The 16,025-nt window shown below is 44.7% G+C and carries 14 protein-coding genes; 8 read left to right on the top strand and 6 right to left on the bottom strand.

Annotation, left to right across the window (positions count from 1 at the left end; all coding sequences use genetic code 11):
- Positions 1-24 precede the first annotated feature (24 nt).
- The 3 genes from BM367_RS11015 to BM367_RS11025 all read right to left on the bottom strand — a co-directional run bounded on the left by BM367_RS11015 (position 25) and on the right by BM367_RS11025 (position 3,675).
- Positions 25-786, bottom strand: coding sequence for a tetratricopeptide repeat protein (locus BM367_RS11015; protein ID WP_092460484.1), 762 nt, complete (start codon positions 784-786; stop codon positions 25-27).
- Positions 787-798: 12 nt separating this feature from the next.
- On the bottom strand, positions 799-1,167 hold the full coding sequence (locus tag BM367_RS11020) for a dihydroneopterin aldolase (RefSeq protein ID WP_092460486.1): 369 nt from the start codon (positions 1,165-1,167) through the stop codon (positions 799-801).
- Between the two features lie 126 nt (positions 1,168-1,293).
- The gene (locus BM367_RS11025; RefSeq protein WP_092460487.1) at positions 1,294-3,675 is read right to left on the bottom strand and encodes a TonB-dependent receptor; all 2,382 of its coding nucleotides are present in this window, start codon (positions 3,673-3,675) and stop codon (positions 1,294-1,296) included.
- A gap of 716 nt (positions 3,676-4,391) precedes the next feature.
- On the opposite strand from BM367_RS11025, the gene BM367_RS11030 reads away from it, so the two are divergent.
- From BM367_RS11030 to BM367_RS11055, 6 genes are all read left to right on the top strand, one after another.
- On the top strand, positions 4,392-5,543 hold the full coding sequence (locus tag BM367_RS11030; protein ID WP_092460489.1) for a glycosyltransferase: 1,152 nt from the start codon (positions 4,392-4,394) through the stop codon (positions 5,541-5,543).
- 37 nt (positions 5,544-5,580) lie between these two features.
- Positions 5,581-6,603, top strand: coding sequence for a GHMP family kinase ATP-binding protein (locus BM367_RS11035; protein WP_092460490.1), 1,023 nt, complete (start codon positions 5,581-5,583; stop codon positions 6,601-6,603).
- A 24-nt stretch (positions 6,604-6,627) separates the two neighbouring features.
- Complete coding sequence (locus tag BM367_RS11040; RefSeq protein WP_092460492.1) at positions 6,628-7,221, top strand: D-sedoheptulose-7-phosphate isomerase; 594 nt, start codon at positions 6,628-6,630, stop codon at positions 7,219-7,221.
- A complete protein-coding gene (locus BM367_RS11045) occupies positions 7,211-7,942 on the top strand; it encodes a sugar phosphate nucleotidyltransferase (RefSeq protein WP_092460494.1) in 732 nt (243 codons plus the stop codon). The genes BM367_RS11040 and BM367_RS11045 overlap by 11 nt, the downstream gene beginning before the upstream one ends.
- Positions 7,929-8,480: a D-glycero-alpha-D-manno-heptose-1,7-bisphosphate 7-phosphatase gene (locus tag BM367_RS11050; RefSeq protein ID WP_092460496.1), complete on the top strand. Its 552-nt coding sequence runs from the start codon at positions 7,929-7,931 to the stop codon at positions 8,478-8,480. Before BM367_RS11045 ends, BM367_RS11050 begins: the two co-directional genes overlap by 14 nt.
- Before the next feature lie 86 nt (positions 8,481-8,566).
- A complete protein-coding gene (locus tag BM367_RS11055) occupies positions 8,567-9,463 on the top strand; it encodes a hypothetical protein (protein WP_143104017.1) in 897 nt (298 codons plus the stop codon).
- A 25-nt stretch (positions 9,464-9,488) separates the two neighbouring features.
- On the opposite strand, the gene lepA is transcribed toward BM367_RS11055, so the two are convergent.
- Together lepA and BM367_RS11065 are read right to left on the bottom strand one after the other, a co-directional pair.
- Positions 9,489-11,288 carry a translation elongation factor 4 gene (gene lepA / locus BM367_RS11060; RefSeq protein ID WP_177224212.1) on the bottom strand — a complete coding sequence of 600 codons (1,800 nt, stop codon included), beginning with the start codon at positions 11,286-11,288 and terminating at the stop codon, positions 9,489-9,491.
- Between the two features lie 51 nt (positions 11,289-11,339).
- Positions 11,340-13,217: a M1 family metallopeptidase gene (locus tag BM367_RS11065; protein WP_222842627.1), complete on the bottom strand. Its 1,878-nt coding sequence runs from the start codon at positions 13,215-13,217 to the stop codon at positions 11,340-11,342.
- A 153-nt stretch (positions 13,218-13,370) separates the two neighbouring features.
- On the opposite strand from BM367_RS11065, the gene BM367_RS11070 reads away from it, so the two are divergent.
- Both BM367_RS11070 and BM367_RS11075 read left to right on the top strand, forming a co-directional pair.
- Positions 13,371-15,008 carry a glycoside hydrolase family 28 protein gene (locus tag BM367_RS11070; RefSeq protein ID WP_092460498.1) on the top strand — a complete coding sequence of 546 codons (1,638 nt, stop codon included), beginning with the start codon at positions 13,371-13,373 and terminating at the stop codon, positions 15,006-15,008.
- A 307-nt stretch (positions 15,009-15,315) separates the two neighbouring features.
- Positions 15,316-15,543, top strand: a complete 228-nt coding sequence (locus BM367_RS11075) for a DUF3606 domain-containing protein (RefSeq protein ID WP_092460500.1) — start codon at positions 15,316-15,318, stop codon at positions 15,541-15,543.
- Positions 15,544-15,763: 220 nt separating this feature from the next.
- On the opposite strand, the gene BM367_RS11080 is transcribed toward BM367_RS11075, so the two are convergent.
- Entirely contained in the window at positions 15,764-15,970 is a 207-nt protein-coding gene (locus tag BM367_RS11080; protein WP_092460501.1) for a hypothetical protein, read from the bottom strand.
- Positions 15,971-16,025 lie beyond the last annotated feature (55 nt).

Consider the following 16,025-nt stretch of genomic DNA (forward strand, 5'->3'; position numbering starts at 1 on the left):
GCAAAAATTTGCCGCAAATCCAGCTTATTGCAGGTTTTTGATGAGTGATTGGCAGCGTTGTTTCCAAATATCATCGCCTTGTCTGATGTTTTTCAGCCGCAGGGCCCGCTGAGCCGTGTGGATGGCCTGTTCGTCCTGGCCGTTGGCATGATAGGCTGTTGCCAGATCGTAGTAATTGCTGATCATGCGTGGATCAAGGCGCATGCATTGCTGAAAACTATAGATAGCCTGTTGCAGTGAGGCATCGGGAATTTGTCCAAACAACAATCGAGCAGCCGAGCGTTCCACCACACTCATGGTTGCCAGTTGCAGCTGAATACGCCCTAACAGATTCCAGGCCTGTGCGTGCTGGCTATCTGCAGCTATAACCTGCCGTACAGCGGTTAAAGCTGCTTTAAAACCGTTGATTTTTTCCTTGGCTCCCAAAAGGAGCGCCTGCTGAAAGGTGGCTTCAGCAAAAGCCAGTTTTCCATCTGAAAGAGCAGGATCAAGGTGTTGGGCTGAGTCAGCATATTGCCTGGCCAGCGTCAGCCAGGATTTCTTTTCCGACAGGTTATCGGTAATCAGCGCCAGATGGGAAGCCAGCAAACTTGCGTGGGCATAGAGTCGGGCATCATGCGGATGCTGTGCAATGGCATGTTGGTATTGCTTGAATGCCTCAGGCTCATGCATTTGTGCCACAAGCTGCAGGGCCTGTTGTTCGTCTTCATAACCGGCACCTTGCTGAGCCTGGGCCTGGATGGCCCAGCCGGATAACAGAATCAGCCAAAGCAAATATTTATACACAGGATAGGTTTTTCAACTTTCCGGATGCATTCTGATAAGATGCACCTGTGAACTTTCAATCTCTCCACCCAACAAAGGAAAAGGTTTGGTAATGATCACCTCAATTCGTACTGCCTGTTGCAAATGATAAAAGAGCTTATCAGCAATTTCCTGTGCACGGGTTTCCATGAGTGCAGCAGGTTGTTCCATCAATTCCTTTACCCAAATATAAAGCTGTTCATAATCAAAAGTATCACTTAGCGATTGAAAGGTTTTTGCGGGATGAAAATGAACTGCAATATCCACAATCCACTCCTGATGCAAACGTTGTTCTTCAGGGTAATAACCATAAGCTCCGCGAAAGCGCATACCATTCAGCCGTATGGTCAGTTGTTCTTGCATATCTACTACCTTTCCAAAATTCGGAAGGTTATTTTTTATAGCAAAAATTTATCCACAGGCTATCCTTATCTGCATTGTATGCGGAGCAGATAAAGACAACCTGTGGATACGTTATGGATGAAGAGTTTAGAAATTTACCTGAATACCACCCAACACATGGATGCCTGCCTGAGGGAAATAATAGTTTTCCGTATGCAGGGTACCGTTTTCAATGTAGGAATAGGTATAGCCGTTGTTTTCATATTTTTTGTTGAACAGATTTTCAATCATGAATTTCAGTTGGATATCCTGTATCCATGCAGGATGTAGCTGATAGTTGAATATCAGATTATGAACCGTAAAGGGTGATAATGCCCGGTTGGGATTGCTGGTATTATCCAAGTATTGCAGGCCGGTGTATTTGGCTGTCCAATCAATTTCCAGATTGTTGACAGGCCTGATTTGCAAAACAACTGCGCCAATCCAGTCGGGTGAAAAAGCAATGTCGGTAGTACCATGGTCAATAGCTTTCTGATTACCCTGATCATAATCATCAATGTATTCGGTGAAATGGCGGATTTTATTCTGGCTATACGTAACATTGGCCTGAAAATGCAGCCAGTGGGTAAATGCATACCTGCCGGCCAGTTCAATGCCTGCCCGATAGCTGGATGGTACATTGGTACGGGTATATGCACCTACATCGTTGATTTTACCCGTTAATACCAGCTGATCATGATAATTCATGTAATACAATCCTGCATGCCATTGAAACTTTGCTTGTTGGCCTTCATAACCGGCTTCCCAGTCGTACAGCACTTCCGGGCGAGGTGTTTCGGCCTGATTAGCCTCGTAATCGTCCCTGTTGGGTTCTTTATGTGCCACTGTATACGACAGGTAAAAACGGCTGTGTGGATTCAGCTGCCAGTTAATGCCCAATTTGGGATTGACAAAGTGATAGGTATTGTGTTGAATCAAAGTGGGATTATCATCAAATCCATTGATATCATATTGCACATAACGATATTGCACGTCCAGATAAGCACTCAGCTTATCAGTTATCGAACGATCAGCTTTCCAGAAAACATTCGCATCTTTTTTATGTGCTACATTGTAGTAATATTGATAATCTTTTGGAATTGCATATTGTGCCCATTGTACGTTTCCGAAATGTTTACCATCATATTGATCGGCACCGCCACCAAGGGTCCAGTTCAGCCGGCCGCTGTGATTGACAGAAAAAATAAATCCGTAAAAATGATTATCAAGCCATAAATCCCGTATTAAATCTGTCGTCTGGAGGGTATCTGTCCCAATGACCGGATTCGGTAAACCATAATCAGCATAAGCCTGATTCATTTTATACTCTTCGTAATATCCTTTCCCGTTGGTTAAAAACAATGCCAGGGAATAATTCAGCTGATGATTGATGGCATGATTGAAGAACAGCTGATAATAATCCTGCTGATAATTATCGGTTTGGTTGGAATAATAATTTCCATCGGGCATCAGGCCCAAACCATTATAGGTGCGATGGGTGGCTAATGAGTCCTGTGGTACACCATTCCACGCCTGATAGGTACGTTCTTTTCCGGATATGATGTTGAAAAGAATGGATGTTTTATCAGCATAATAAGCACCGGATAAATAAAACGATTTCAGATCTGCAAAAGCCCGATCAATATATCCATCTGATGAAATTTTGGACAGGCGGGCATCTACGGTGAAGTGATGATTAAGCAACCCACTGCCTACTTTCACCGTATTTTTCCAGGTGTTGAATGAACCGGCACTGCTTTCCCATGAGGCATAGGGATCCGGATGATATTCGTGGGTACTGATATTCAGAGTAGCACCGAAGGCGCCGGCACCATTGGTGGAAGAACCCACGCCACGCTGAATCTGAATGGAAGAAGCTGATGAAGCCAGATCAGGAATATCCACCCAATACACGCCCTGATCTTCTGCATCATTGACCGGAATGCCGTTGATGGTAACATTGATCCGCGAAGCATCAGTGCCGCGGATATGAATGCCTGTGTATCCTATGCCTGTACCTGCATCAGACGTAGTGGTTACCGATGGTTGCAAACTCAGCAAATAAGGCATGTCTTCGCCTAAATTATATTGATTTAATGTTTTACCCGGGATGTTATCCTTGGTAAATGGTGCATTGGATGCGGCGCGGGTGGCCACCACCTCCAGCGGTGTGATGAGCAGGTTAGCAGGATGAAGCTGAATATGCAGCTGAGTGGATTCACGAAGTTTTAGTGCTTGCCGGTACGTATCATATCCTACAGATGTAACGATCAACGTATAATCGCCGGGAGGCAATGCATCTATCTGAAACCGGCCATCCGCATGGCTCAAAGTACCCTTTATAGCCTGATGTCGGCCTGCCTGCAGCAGGCGAATGGTGGCTCCTGGGACCGGATGCTGAGCCGTGTCGCTAATTTCTCCGCTCAGGGAAATCTGGGCGTATGCCTGTGTTGCCAGCAGCAAAAACAACAGGCTGCAAATTTGTTTCATAAAAATCGTTTTTGTGTTTAAACCATGATGTTTTTTTTAGATTGTACAACAGTTCTGTTCCACCATCTGCCGGCGTGGATGGTGAAAGCCAGAACGGATGCTGAAGCTGCACACCACAACTTTTACCTGCATACAGAATCATGCAGGGAAAGCTGCTACGTGTAGCGAAATACATTCAGGTAAGGGAGGGATTTCTCTTACCTTTTCCTAACCAGCATTACCTGGTCAAGGTTCAACGGGTATGATCTCAGCCTGACAGTAAGGCACCCCGAGGAGAAACTGCATCGCGGAAAAGAACGTGTATCAAATGCTTTTGCAGTTTCTGTGGCAAAGATAATACATTTCCTTTCAAACAAACCAAATTCGTATTTCTTTTACCAGCAGTTTACTTACTATATCTTTCAGCTGGCAGATATTTTATATTCCAGTCGATAAATAAAACCTTTCCGAATTTAAAATCATGGATACCTGTTGTTTGGCAGACCAGATCAAAGTAAAGCTGGTATCACAATTATTTAAATTTTTGGGGCAGACATACAAACATAGTTCGCATACATTTTTCAATCCTCAACGCAGCAAGGCTGGTCTGTTTTACAGCGTTCAGGCTCGGGAAAGGGATGAAAGAACGGGCTGAAACTGAGTGATATTTCCCATGGAATGCTGTTTCTGATATTTTCCGGTAAATTGCGGCTTCAGATATTAGTGCAAGGCAAAGCATGGCAAAGATCCATATTATTGGCACGGCATATCCGTTTAGAGGTGGACTGGCTGCATATAATGAGCGGCTGGCAAGGGCTTTTCAGCAATTGGGACATGAAGTGGCGATTGAGACCTTCACGGTGCAATACCCTGCATTCCTGTTTCCTGGCAAAACGCAATATGCAGAAGGAGCTGCACCGGCCGATCTGAAGATGGTGCGTTGCATTCATTCCATGAATCCATTTAATTGGGTACGTGTTGGCCTGATGCTTTCGCGGATGCAGCCCGATGTGGTTGTGGTCAAATACTGGATTCCCTTTATGGCTCCCTGTTTTGGCACCATCCTGCGGTTGATCCGCCGCAACAAGCATACCCGAATCATCTGTATCTTAGATAATGTAATTCCGCACGAACATCATCTGCTGGACGGCATGCTCACCCGTTATTTTTTAAAACCAGTGGATGCCTTTATTGCCATGAGCCAGCAGGTGCTCGATGATTTGCGGCGTTTTACGGATAAACCGGCCGTGCTTGTGCCCCATCCAATTTATGATGTATATGGCCAGGCAGTGGATAAAAACACAGCCTGCGCCCGTCTGGAGCTTGATCCGAAGAAACGATATGCATTGTTTTTTGGGTTGATTCGTGCCTATAAAGGGCTGGATTTATTGCTGCGTGCATTTGCTGATCCATCCGTTCGTGAACTGCAGGATGTGCACCTGATTGTGGCTGGTGAATTTTACGAATCACCAGAACCTTATCTGCAACTGATCGAACAATTGCATCTGCAAGATCGTGTTATTCTGCATGATCATTTCATCCCGGATGAAGAAGTAAAATATTATTTTAGTGCGGCTGATGTGATTATTCAACCTTACAAAAGTGCCACCCAGAGTGGCATTACACAAATTGCCTATCATTTTGAAAAACCCATGATCGTAACTCGTGTGGGTGGATTGCCTGAAATGGTAATGCATCAACGTACCGGATTGATTTGTGAACCTGAACCTGAAGATATTGCCCGGGCGATTGTGGAGTTTTTTCAAACAAATTCAACTAATTTCATACATTTTATTCAGGAAGCAAAAAAACGTTTCAGCTGGGAATACCTTTGTGAACAAATTCTGGAACTTGCACATCAAACATCATTGGCAACATTGATACAATAAATAGCTTTATTGTTTTACCATTTCATTTCGAATCAGCATGATGTACAGAAGCAAAGCCCCGTTACGGATTGGTCTGGCAGGTGGTGGTACCGATGTAAGTCCGTATGCCGATTTATATCATGGTGCTGTGTTAAATGCTACGCTTTCGCTTTTTGCTTATGCTTCCATTGAACCATTGCACGAATCACACATTGAGTTATATGCAGCCGATCGTGGGCAGCACCTATCTTTATCTTGCGTAGCTGAACATCCTGTAGATGGTGAGCTACAATTGCTGAAAGGCGTGTACAATCGCATTGTAAAAGATTTTACCCATCAGCCCTTATCATTCAGGCTTACCACCTATGTGGATGCGCCTCCGGGGTCTGGACTGGGCACGTCTTCCACGCTGGTGGTGGCCATTGTGGGCGCTTTTGCAGAATGGCTCAAATTGCCGCTTGGTGAATACGATATTGCCCGCCTTGCTTATGAGATTGAAAGGCATGACCTGGGTATGGCCGGTGGCCGGCAGGATCAGTATGCTGCTACTTTTGGCGGTGTCAACTTTATGGAATTTTATGCAGATGAAAAAGTAATTGTCAATCCTCTTCGGATTCGCCAGCACTACCTGGACGAACTGGAAAACAATCTTTTGCTTTATCACACGGCTACCAGCAGGCTTTCTTCCATCATCATTGAAGAACAAAAAAGAAACGTAATGCAGAAAAATACAGCTTCCATTGAGGCCATGCATCAGTTGAAGGAACAAGCTATTTTGATGAAAGAAGCCCTGCTGAAGGGACGTATTGATGAAATTGGTGAAATCCTGGATTTTGGTTTTCAGCATAAGCGCCGGATGGCAAGTGGTATATCCAATCCGCAACTGGATGAGATTTATGAAACCGCCAAGAAAGCAGGTGCTACCGGAGGTAAAATATCGGGTGCGGGTGGTGGTGGTTTTATGATTCTGTATTGTCCGGGTAATACACGTTATCGTGTGATGGAAGCGTTAAAGCCCTTTGGTGGCAGTTTTCATAAATATCAGTTTGTGCAGCAGGGATTAACTACATGGAGTATCTAATTTTCAATTGAAAAAAAATCAAATATGCGCCCATATACAGAAGCCATTCACAAAGCCTTTCAGGAATCCATTCGGGTAAAAACAGAAATCCTGCATCATCCGGAATTGATGACAACAATCGAAGAAGTAGTAGATCTTATGGTAAACACATTTCGGGAAGGTCATCGGGTTTATTTTTGCGGCAATGGTGGAAGCGCTGCTGATGCCCAGCATCTGGCCGCAGAATTTTCGGGTCGGTTTTATATTGATCGCAGGCCATTGCCAGCAGAGGCTTTGCATTGCAATACATCTTATCTGACTGCCGTGGCAAATGATTACAGTTATGAAGAAGTATATGCCCGTTTGTTACGAGCCATGGCGCAGCCCGGTGATGTGTTGTGGGCACTTTCTACTTCGGGTAATTCGCGGAATGTGATTCGCGCCATTGAAATAGCCCAGCAGATACCCGTTCGCGTGATCGGATTTACAGGCCGAAGTGGCGGAGCCATGAAACACATGTGTGATTATTTGATCAAAGTACCATCCGATGATACGCCACGCATCCAGGAAGCACATATGCTGATTGGCCACACCATTTGTCAACTTACCGAACAAGTTCTTTTCGGATATGATGCGTGAAGCCGTAATTCTTGCCGGCGGGTTGGGTACACGCCTTCGATCCGTGTTACCAGATACGCCCAAAGTGCTTGCACCCATTGGCAAGCATCCCTTTTTGTATTATTTGCTGCATTATCTTGCTACTCAGGAGTTAAGTCGGGTGATACTTTCTTTGGGTTATCAGCATCAGCTTGTGCAACAATGGTTGGCAGAAGCAGATAAAGGACAATTTCCATTTGAAATACAAACGGTGGTAGAACCTCAACCACTCGGAACCGGCGGTGCTATCAGCCTTTCCATGAGCTATGCACTCGCCGCACAGGTGTTTGTGTTAAACGGAGATACGTATTTCCCGATATCGTTATCGGACATGGAACAACTGCATCAATCCATGAAAAAACCGATTACCCTTGCTGCCTGCTATCTGGAGGATACAGGTCGTTACGGAAGCCTGGAAATAGATGAAACACATCATACCGTTAAATCTTTTCAGGAGAAGCGCGACAGAAAACCAGGATGGATCAATGCCGGAATTTATTGTATAGATCGCACGTGGTGGACATCGAAACCCTTTCCGGAAATATTTTCTTTTGAAAAAGGTGTGCTGGAAACCATGGTACATTATCATGCAGAATCTTCTCTGGTAGCGGTTTTTCAGGCTAATCAGTTTTTTATTGATATGGGTATTCCGGAAGATTATATCCGGGCACAGCAAATGATTCCGGCCTATGCACGTATTTGATAAGCGTTGGACTTTGTTTCTGGATCGGGATGGGGTAATCAATCTGGAGAAAAAAAATGGGTATGTATTAAGCCGGGAAGAATTTCATTTTGAACCTGGCGCGTTGGATGCACTTCGGCTGCTGCAAACCATCTTCGGGCGCATCCTGGTGGTTACCAATCAGCGTTGTGTGGGGAAAGGGCTCATAAGCGCACAACAACTGGAGCAATTGCATCGTTGGATGTGTGAGGAAATCACAAACCATGGCGGACGGATTGACCGGATTTATTACTGTCCCGACCTGGAAGATGAAAGTCCCTGCCGGAAACCCAATATAGGTATGGCTTTGCAAGCCAGCCGGGATTTTCCGGATATTGATTTTCAACACGCTGTAATGGTGGGCAATCATTTTTCTGATATGCAGTTTGGCAAATCATTGGGGATGTATACAGTATTGATTGCTTCTGATAATGAATCATTAACCTTGCCGCATCCGCTTGTAGATGCTTGTTTTGCAGGTTTATGGGCATGGGCTCAGCATTTAAAATCAGGAACATAAAAATTTAAATCATTCTTAACAGCTATCCTTTTTAGTTTTATATCATGTTGCGTATTGGTTTTTTATGCTGGATTATGATTATGTTAATGGCCCCAACACCAGCGGTCCATGCACAATATCGGCTATCCGCTGCAGATCGTATGCGGCTGGAAAAACTGGAAGACAGCCTGAAATTTTTTGCATATACATTGGTAAACGGTAGGGATGAACAAATACGCAAACAGGCCAACGATGCATTCATTCCACATCTGGTCAATGCATTGAAAATACGTGGTTCATTTTATTATCCGTTTGATTCCTTGCGACAAATATCTATTTTATACGCACCTGATAGCAGTTTTCGTATTTTCACCTGGCAGTTTCCGCGTGCCTTTGGTTCTTATCGCTATTACGGAGCCATTCAGATGAATACACGCGATGGTCATCTCAAATTATTCCCATTGTTTGATAATTCAGAGTTCACCTATCATCTGGATGATACCATTACAGGACCGCGCGGATGGATTGGTTGTATTTATTATCGCCTGATAGAAACGCATTTCAGGAATCAGAAATACTATACTTTGTTTGGCTTTAATGGAAATTCATTGCTGAGCAATAAAAAAATTCTGGAACCGCTTACATTTCCGCACGGGGAACCTGTGTTTGGCTCACCCATCTTTAGTTTTGCAAATGATTCCATTCCAGGTGCTGATCGCAATCGTTTTGTATTAGAATATAAAAAAGATGGAGATGCAGGTTTAAATTATGATGATGAACTGAAGATGATTGTGTATGATGAACTGGTGCCGTTGCACAATGAGCCGGAAAAGAAATATACCTATGTGCCGGATGGAAATTATGAAGGATTTGTATGGAAGAATGGCAAATGGGTACATGTAACAAAAGTATTTCCCGATAATCAGGGCCCCACCCCTATCCCGCTTCCGATAGATTTTTCAAAGAAAAATCTTATACCCAAAGATAGTACGGAAGAGAATTGAGATGATCAGTATTCTTTGTGTTTTGCTATTCATTTATTTTCAACACAGCCAGAAATGCTTCCTGTGGCACTTCCACACTTCCGATCTGGCGCATGCGTTTTTTGCCTTCTTTCTGTTTTTCCAATAGTTTTCGTTTACGCGATACATCTCCTCCATAACATTTGGCGGTTACATCTTTTCGCAGGGCACTGATATTTTCTCTTGCAATGATTTTTGATCCGATGGCGGCTTGGATGGCAATCTGGAATTGCTGACGAGGCAATAATTCTTTCAACTTTTCACACAATTTGCGGCCAAATTCCTGTGCCCGGCTGCGGTGAATCAGGGCACTCAATGCATCAACCTTATCACCATTCAGTAAAATGTCCATTTTCACAATATCGCTTTCGCGATAACCGATCGGATGATAATCAAACGAAGCATAGCCACGGGTCTGGCTTTTGAGTTTATCATAAAAATCAAACACAATTTCCGTGAGTGGCATTTCAAAAATAAGTTCCACGCGGGTAGGTGTCAAATAATGTTGATTGATCAATGTACCTCGTTTACCCAGGCAAAGCGTCATGATATTGCCGATATATTCTGGTTTGGTGATGATTTGGGCGCGGATAAAGGGTTCCTCAACCCGGCTTAACCGGCCGGGATCGGGCATTTCAGACGGATTGTTGACGATGATTTTTTCGCCTTTGGTGGTATAGGCAATGAAGCTTACGTTGGGAACTGTGGTGATTACACTTTGATGAAATTCCCGTTCCAACCGCTCCTGCACGATTTCCATGTGCAGCATGCCCAGAAATCCGCAGCGAAAGCCAAATCCCAGTGCCTGAGATGTTTCTGGTTCAAAAGTCAGTGCTGCATCATTCAGCTTGAGTTTTTCCATGCATTCGCGTAGTTCTTCGTAATCTTCCGTATTGACCGGGAAAATACCGGCAAATACCATGGGCTTTACTTCTTCAAAGCCTTTGATAGCTTCCTGACAGGGATTGTTGACCAACGTGATGGTATCGCCCACACGCACTTCACTGGCCGATTTGATGCCTGTGATGATGTATCCCACATTACCAGCCGTGATTTGATCGCGGGGCTCCAGCCGCAGGCGAAGAATGCCCACTTCATCGGCATCGTATTCCCGCCCGGTGTTCACGAATTTTACCTTATCTCCTTTTCGCAGGGTGCCGTTAAACACCCGATAATAGGCCACCACGCCGCGGAACGAATTGTACATGCTATCAAAAATAAGTGCCTGCAAAGGAGCATCCGGATCGCCTTCAGGTGGGGGGATGCGCTGCACAATGGCTTTCAGAATCTGCTCCACGCCGGCTCCTGTACGCGCGGATGCCAGCAGGATATCTTCTTCATAGCAACCAATCAGATCTATGATTTGTTCTTTGACTTCATCAATCATGGCCCCTTCCATATCAATTTTATTGATCACCGGAATGATTTCCAGATCATGATCCAGTGCCAAATACAGGTTGGAGATGGTTTGTGCCTGAATGCCCTGAGTAGCATCCACCAGCAACAATGCTCCTTCGCAGGCAGCCAGCGCACGCGATACTTCATAAGAAAAATCCACATGTCCGGGCGTATCAATCAGATTCAAGGTATAGGTTTTCCCTCCAAACTCGTATTCCATTTGAATTGCATGGCTCTTGATGGTAATACCTTTTTCCCGTTCCAGTTCCATGTCGTCGAGCACCTGTTCCTGCATTTCCCGTTCGGAAATGGTGTGGGTAAATTCCAGCAGCCGGTCGGCCAGGGTGCTTTTGCCATGGTCAATATGAGCTATGATGCAGAAATTGCGGATATGTTCAATTCGGGGCATATAGTGGCCGGTTTGGGTGCAAATTTACCAATCGCAGCGAGAATGACCATTTCAGGGTTGCCAGCTGTTGTTGCTGCGATTCACGTCGGCATCGTACAGGGAGCCCAGTTGTATGCGTTTCACGGGTGAGGTTGTCCGGAATGAAAGGTTGACTACAGCATTGCCTTTTTCCCAGCACGAAACATCGCGATGCAGCTGCAGGCTGTCGCCATTTTGCAAATACACATGCAGGTCAATGGGAACAGGCTTGTTACCCAATGACCGTATGGTAACCTGATAGCGAAGACCCTGATGGGTAACACGTTCAATGGCCAGATCGGGGAATCCTGCATCGAAAAACCATTTTTTCCAGAACCAATTCAAATTTTTATCTGCACCTGCATTCATGGCATAGAAAAAGTCATACGGCATTGGATGCTTCCCGTGCCAGGCTTGCATATAATGATGGAGGGCTTGCAGGAACCTTTCATTGCCCAGCATATCGCGCACATACAAATAACCCATGGCGGGCTTAGGATAGGAATTTAAATAATAATCGGTTCCTTCTTCCTGAGTGCTGGGAGTGATAATTGGCAGATCCACTTCCGTGCCTGCAAAATGATTGTAAGCCTCCATGCCGTAAGGATCGTGTACGGTACTGTCAATATAAGGCGTTAAAAGCCATTCACCCAAGGTAGCCCAGCCCTCATCCATCCACGCATATTTGGTTTCATTGGTACCCATGTAAAACGGGAAAAGGGTATGAAAAATTTCATGATCTGTTAGTTCAATGGTTGATGCCCGATTGCTCAGCGGGTTATCATTCACCATCATGGGATATTCCATCTGATCCAGCCCGTCCACTACGGTTTCATGCGGATACGGATAAGGCCAGCGCGGGAAATAATAGCTGATGCCTTCTACGGTTTTGCGTGCAAAATGAATGACTTCTGCATAATCCTGATGCCGGGGATCATATACTGCATCCACACGTGTACGCCGGCCTGTAGCCGAATCTACGATGAGACTGGTGGATTGCCACACATAATGATTGCTCGTAGCAAATACAAAATCCGTTACATTTCGGGCTGCATAATGCCATACGTTCTCAGGCCGATGCATGGTTACACGTCGCTGCAAAATATCATTGGTATCAATAACAAAGCGAATATCATCCGTTGTTTCAGCTTTTTGCAGCCGTGCTGCGATTTCCGGTTGCAAAACTTCCTGTGCATTTATAAGATTTCCTGTAGCCCATACCACATATCCATCCGGCACATGAATTGATACATCAAAATCACAGAAATCATTGTAAAATTCCTGCAGGCCATTGTACGGAAAAGTATTCCATCCATCCACATCGTCATATACTGCAATGCGCGGAAAGAAATAAGCAATAAAATAAGCGCCCTCTTCAATTTCACCCGTGCGTTGATGCGAAGTTTTGTTTAGTACATAACTGAATTGGATATCGATTTGCACCGAATCGTGCGGTAACAAAGGTTGAGAAGCCGGCATAATCATATTGGTTCCCCTGATATTGAGCCTGCCCGGGTTCTGGGCAACACCTTGGATGGCATAAGCGCCGATTTGTACACCATCCGTTAAATCCTGTGGGAGCACGGGTGTGTTGCGGGCTGCGCCGCGTTGATAAAAATTGGGATAAAGCTTAAACCAGAAATAAGATAAAGTATCGGGACTGTTGTTAACATACACGATGGATTCTTTTCCCCATATAAGCCTTGTATCCGGAGTAAAATGTACATCAATATGATAACGAGCGTAATTCTGCCAATAATGTGGCCCTGGCTGGCCATCTCGGCTGCGTGTTCCCTTTTCATAAGCGGTTACAATGTTGCGGGGTGTGGGCAGGGTATCCTGTGCAAATGTCCATTGACATATCATCAAGATAATGATCACAAGCAGGCCTGAAGATAAAAATGATTTCATGTTTGATGGCAATTTAAACCCGACTAAGGTACAGCATTTCATGCATTTGCTATATGGTTGAGATTATCAGAATCGAAAACAAATAGTTAATCCGGCCGAAAAATTCAGCACATTTGTTTAGTTTTGAAATCCATTGCATAAAAGGATATAAGTATGAAACATCATCTCCTGCTGGCCTGCCTGGTAAGTATTTACGCTGTGGGATATACTCAGCCAAACGTGCATGAGCGCACACTTGCAGATTATGTTCACGCAGCTCCATTCCCTTTTACATTGTGGGAAAAGCCGGATATACCGGATCGGATTTTCAATATCGTGCAGTTTGGGGCAAAACCCGACGGGCAGACGTTGAATACAAAGTTTATCCAGCAGGCTATTGATACCTGTGCGGCAGCGGGTGGAGGTGTGGTTGTGATTCCGCCCGGATTATGGCTGACAGGACCTATAGAGCTGCGCAGCCATATAGAGCTTCATCTGGACAGGGGGGCTATTCTGTTGTTCACTCCGGATCATAGCCAGTATCCCATCATCCAGCCTCCTCGTTCATCGTCTTTTGTCGTGGCCTCGCCCATTGCTGGATTTGACCTGGAAGATGTAGCCATTACAGGCGAAGGCATCATAGATGGTTCGGGTGATAGCTGGCGACCAGTGAAAAAAGAAAAGCTTACAGCTGCACAATGGAAAGCCCTTCTGCAGAAAGGGGGTGTACTCAGTGATAATGGAAAAATCTGGTGGCCCAGTGCTGAAGCGCGTGATGGTGAACAATATCTGAAGCAATTAAAACAATCCGGAAAAAAGCCTACTGCTGCCGATTTTTTGCCGGCACGCGATTACCTGCGACCTTATATGGTGTGGCTGGTGCGTTGCAAAAATGTATGGATTGAAGGCGTAACGCTGAAAAATTCACCCAAGTTTGCACTCTATCCTAATTATTGTGAACAGGTCATGATCAAAGATGTGAAGGTAAACAACGAATGGTGGGCGCAAAATGGTGATGGCATTGATATCAGCGGAGGGAAGAATGTTATTATTTATCGTTGTACGGTCAATGCAGGTGATGATGGTATTTGCATGAAATCCAGTCCCAGCCGGTATGCCGATTCATCAGCAGCCTTGCAAAATGTGCTGATTGCCGATTGTATCGTGTATCACGGCCACGGCGGATTTGTGATTGGTAGCAATACAGATGGTGGTATCAAAAATATTTATGTAACCAATTGTGATTTCATCAATACCGATATCGGCATACGCGTGAAAAGTCGCCGTGGCAGTGGCGGATGGGTGCGTGATATTTACATAGATCGCATTTACATGCACAATATTGCAAATGAAGCGGTATTGTTTGATACTTATTATGAGCAATCATCTGCAGCTGATACTGCAGCACAGCCTGTTACGCCCGAAACACCCCATTTCACCGATTTCCATTTGAGTGATATACAGGTAAATGGTGCTGCATCAGCCGTTGTGATAAGAGGTCTCCCTGAAATGCCGGTTGAACGTATATTTTTTACGGACATGCACATGCAAACCAATCAGGGTGTGCAGCTGGCCTATGCAAAGAATATAGCTTTCAGAAATGTGGAAATGAAACCCGCGAACATGCCATTGGTAAAACTGTGGAATGCAGATGAAATTGATCTGACAGGCCTTACCTTTTCATCACAGGCTTCCGCACAGCTGATTATTTCTGGCCCGGCAAGCAGGCACATCCGCATACCTGCCCGCCTGCCCGAGGGGGCTGTGGTACTTGATCAACACAAATCCGAACAGGTATTGATTCGCGAATAGGAATTATCCAGGAAAATGCATTTTCTTTTCTGATTCTTTTCTGATTCGCATTTGCCCATTCTTGCGTCGCACTTTTTATTGTTGCGCAGGATTGTTTTTCATTTTGCTTTTCATGAATCTAATCAAGGGTGATAATTGTGTAATCCTTACGCAATCTGAATTTTCAGAAAAATTTTATTTCAAGGTTGATTATTTCATAAATCGAACTATTTAACTTTGATATAAGGAATAAAGTTCATTCAGCCAGGCACTCCTTCTCAGCCCACCACCGGAAGTTTATTTTCTTACGTTTTTAAATCTTACGGTTATGGAAAGGAATACCGTATCATTATCGGCTTCGCGCGACGGGGCGCGAATTCAGCTCGATGACCCGCTGACAGCTGCTTACTGGCTTGAACGATATCATATGACCCTGGAGGAGCTGCAGGCAACGATTCAGTTGGTAGGTTCTGCGATGGTGGCGGAAGTAGAAAAATATATCTGCCGGCATCCCAACCGGGAATTTACAGCGCCGTCTTCTCCCCGATTTGTATGATAAATAAAAATGAGGCACACGAACTGGCCTCATTTTTAGGTGCACAGGTTAAAACAGGTGGAAGCGTAGTTTGTTTCGTGAATATCCGGGAACAATTATCTTTCACCGACTTGTGAATATCGAAGTCTCTTTTATTTTGCCGGTTTTAGGTTAAAATAGCCCGGTATAAAGAATTATACCGGGTGTTCAGTAACCCTTTAATCATGAGCCTTCCCCTCAATCAGAAAGCCCACATTCTTCTCCTTACAGGTTGTCTTTGACAGGCAACAGCACCTGTAAAGGGGTTTTTCCGGATATGGTCATAAGGTTCATCATCTACGGGAATAGGCATCCAGCCCGTTCCCGGGAGATGAATATCATTCCAGCTTATGAGAGGGGAGAAAATAATCAGAATAGGAACTAATATCCAATGGAGCTGGTTTTTCATAGGCCATGGTTTGGTTATATAACAATTTTGTCTCAAATGACAGGTTAAAGATATG

The organism is Thermoflavifilum thermophilum (genome assembly GCF_900116565.1).
GTDB classification, from domain to species: Bacteria; Bacteroidota; Bacteroidia; order Chitinophagales; family Chitinophagaceae; genus Thermoflavifilum; species Thermoflavifilum thermophilum.

Coding starts and splice junctions, on each gene's coding strand:
- BM367_RS11030 (WP_092460489.1), top strand. CDS start 4,392: ATGGCAAAGATCCATATTATTGGCACGGCATATCCGTTTAGAGGTGGA.
- lepA (WP_177224212.1), bottom strand. CDS start 11,288: ATGCCCCGAATTGAACATATCCGCAATTTCTGCATCATAGCTCATATT.
- BM367_RS11040 (WP_092460492.1), top strand. CDS start 6,628: ATGCGCCCATATACAGAAGCCATTCACAAAGCCTTTCAGGAATCCATT.
- BM367_RS11070 (WP_092460498.1), top strand. CDS start 13,371: ATGAAACATCATCTCCTGCTGGCCTGCCTGGTAAGTATTTACGCTGTG.
- BM367_RS11075 (WP_092460500.1), top strand. CDS start 15,316: ATGGAAAGGAATACCGTATCATTATCGGCTTCGCGCGACGGGGCGCGA.
- BM367_RS11050 (WP_092460496.1), top strand. CDS start 7,929: ATGCACGTATTTGATAAGCGTTGGACTTTGTTTCTGGATCGGGATGGG.
- BM367_RS11065 (WP_222842627.1), bottom strand. CDS start 13,217: ATGAAATCATTTTTATCTTCAGGCCTGCTTGTGATCATTATCTTGATG.
- BM367_RS11080 (WP_092460501.1), bottom strand. CDS start 15,970: ATGAAAAACCAGCTCCATTGGATATTAGTTCCTATTCTGATTATTTTC.
- BM367_RS11020 (WP_092460486.1), bottom strand. CDS start 1,167: ATGCAAGAACAACTGACCATACGGCTGAATGGTATGCGCTTTCGCGGA.
- BM367_RS11035 (WP_092460490.1), top strand. CDS start 5,581: ATGATGTACAGAAGCAAAGCCCCGTTACGGATTGGTCTGGCAGGTGGT.
- BM367_RS11055 (WP_143104017.1), top strand. CDS start 8,567: ATGGCCCCAACACCAGCGGTCCATGCACAATATCGGCTATCCGCTGCA.
- BM367_RS11025 (WP_092460487.1), bottom strand. CDS start 3,675: ATGAAACAAATTTGCAGCCTGTTGTTTTTGCTGCTGGCAACACAGGCA.
- BM367_RS11045 (WP_092460494.1), top strand. CDS start 7,211: ATGATGCGTGAAGCCGTAATTCTTGCCGGCGGGTTGGGTACACGCCTT.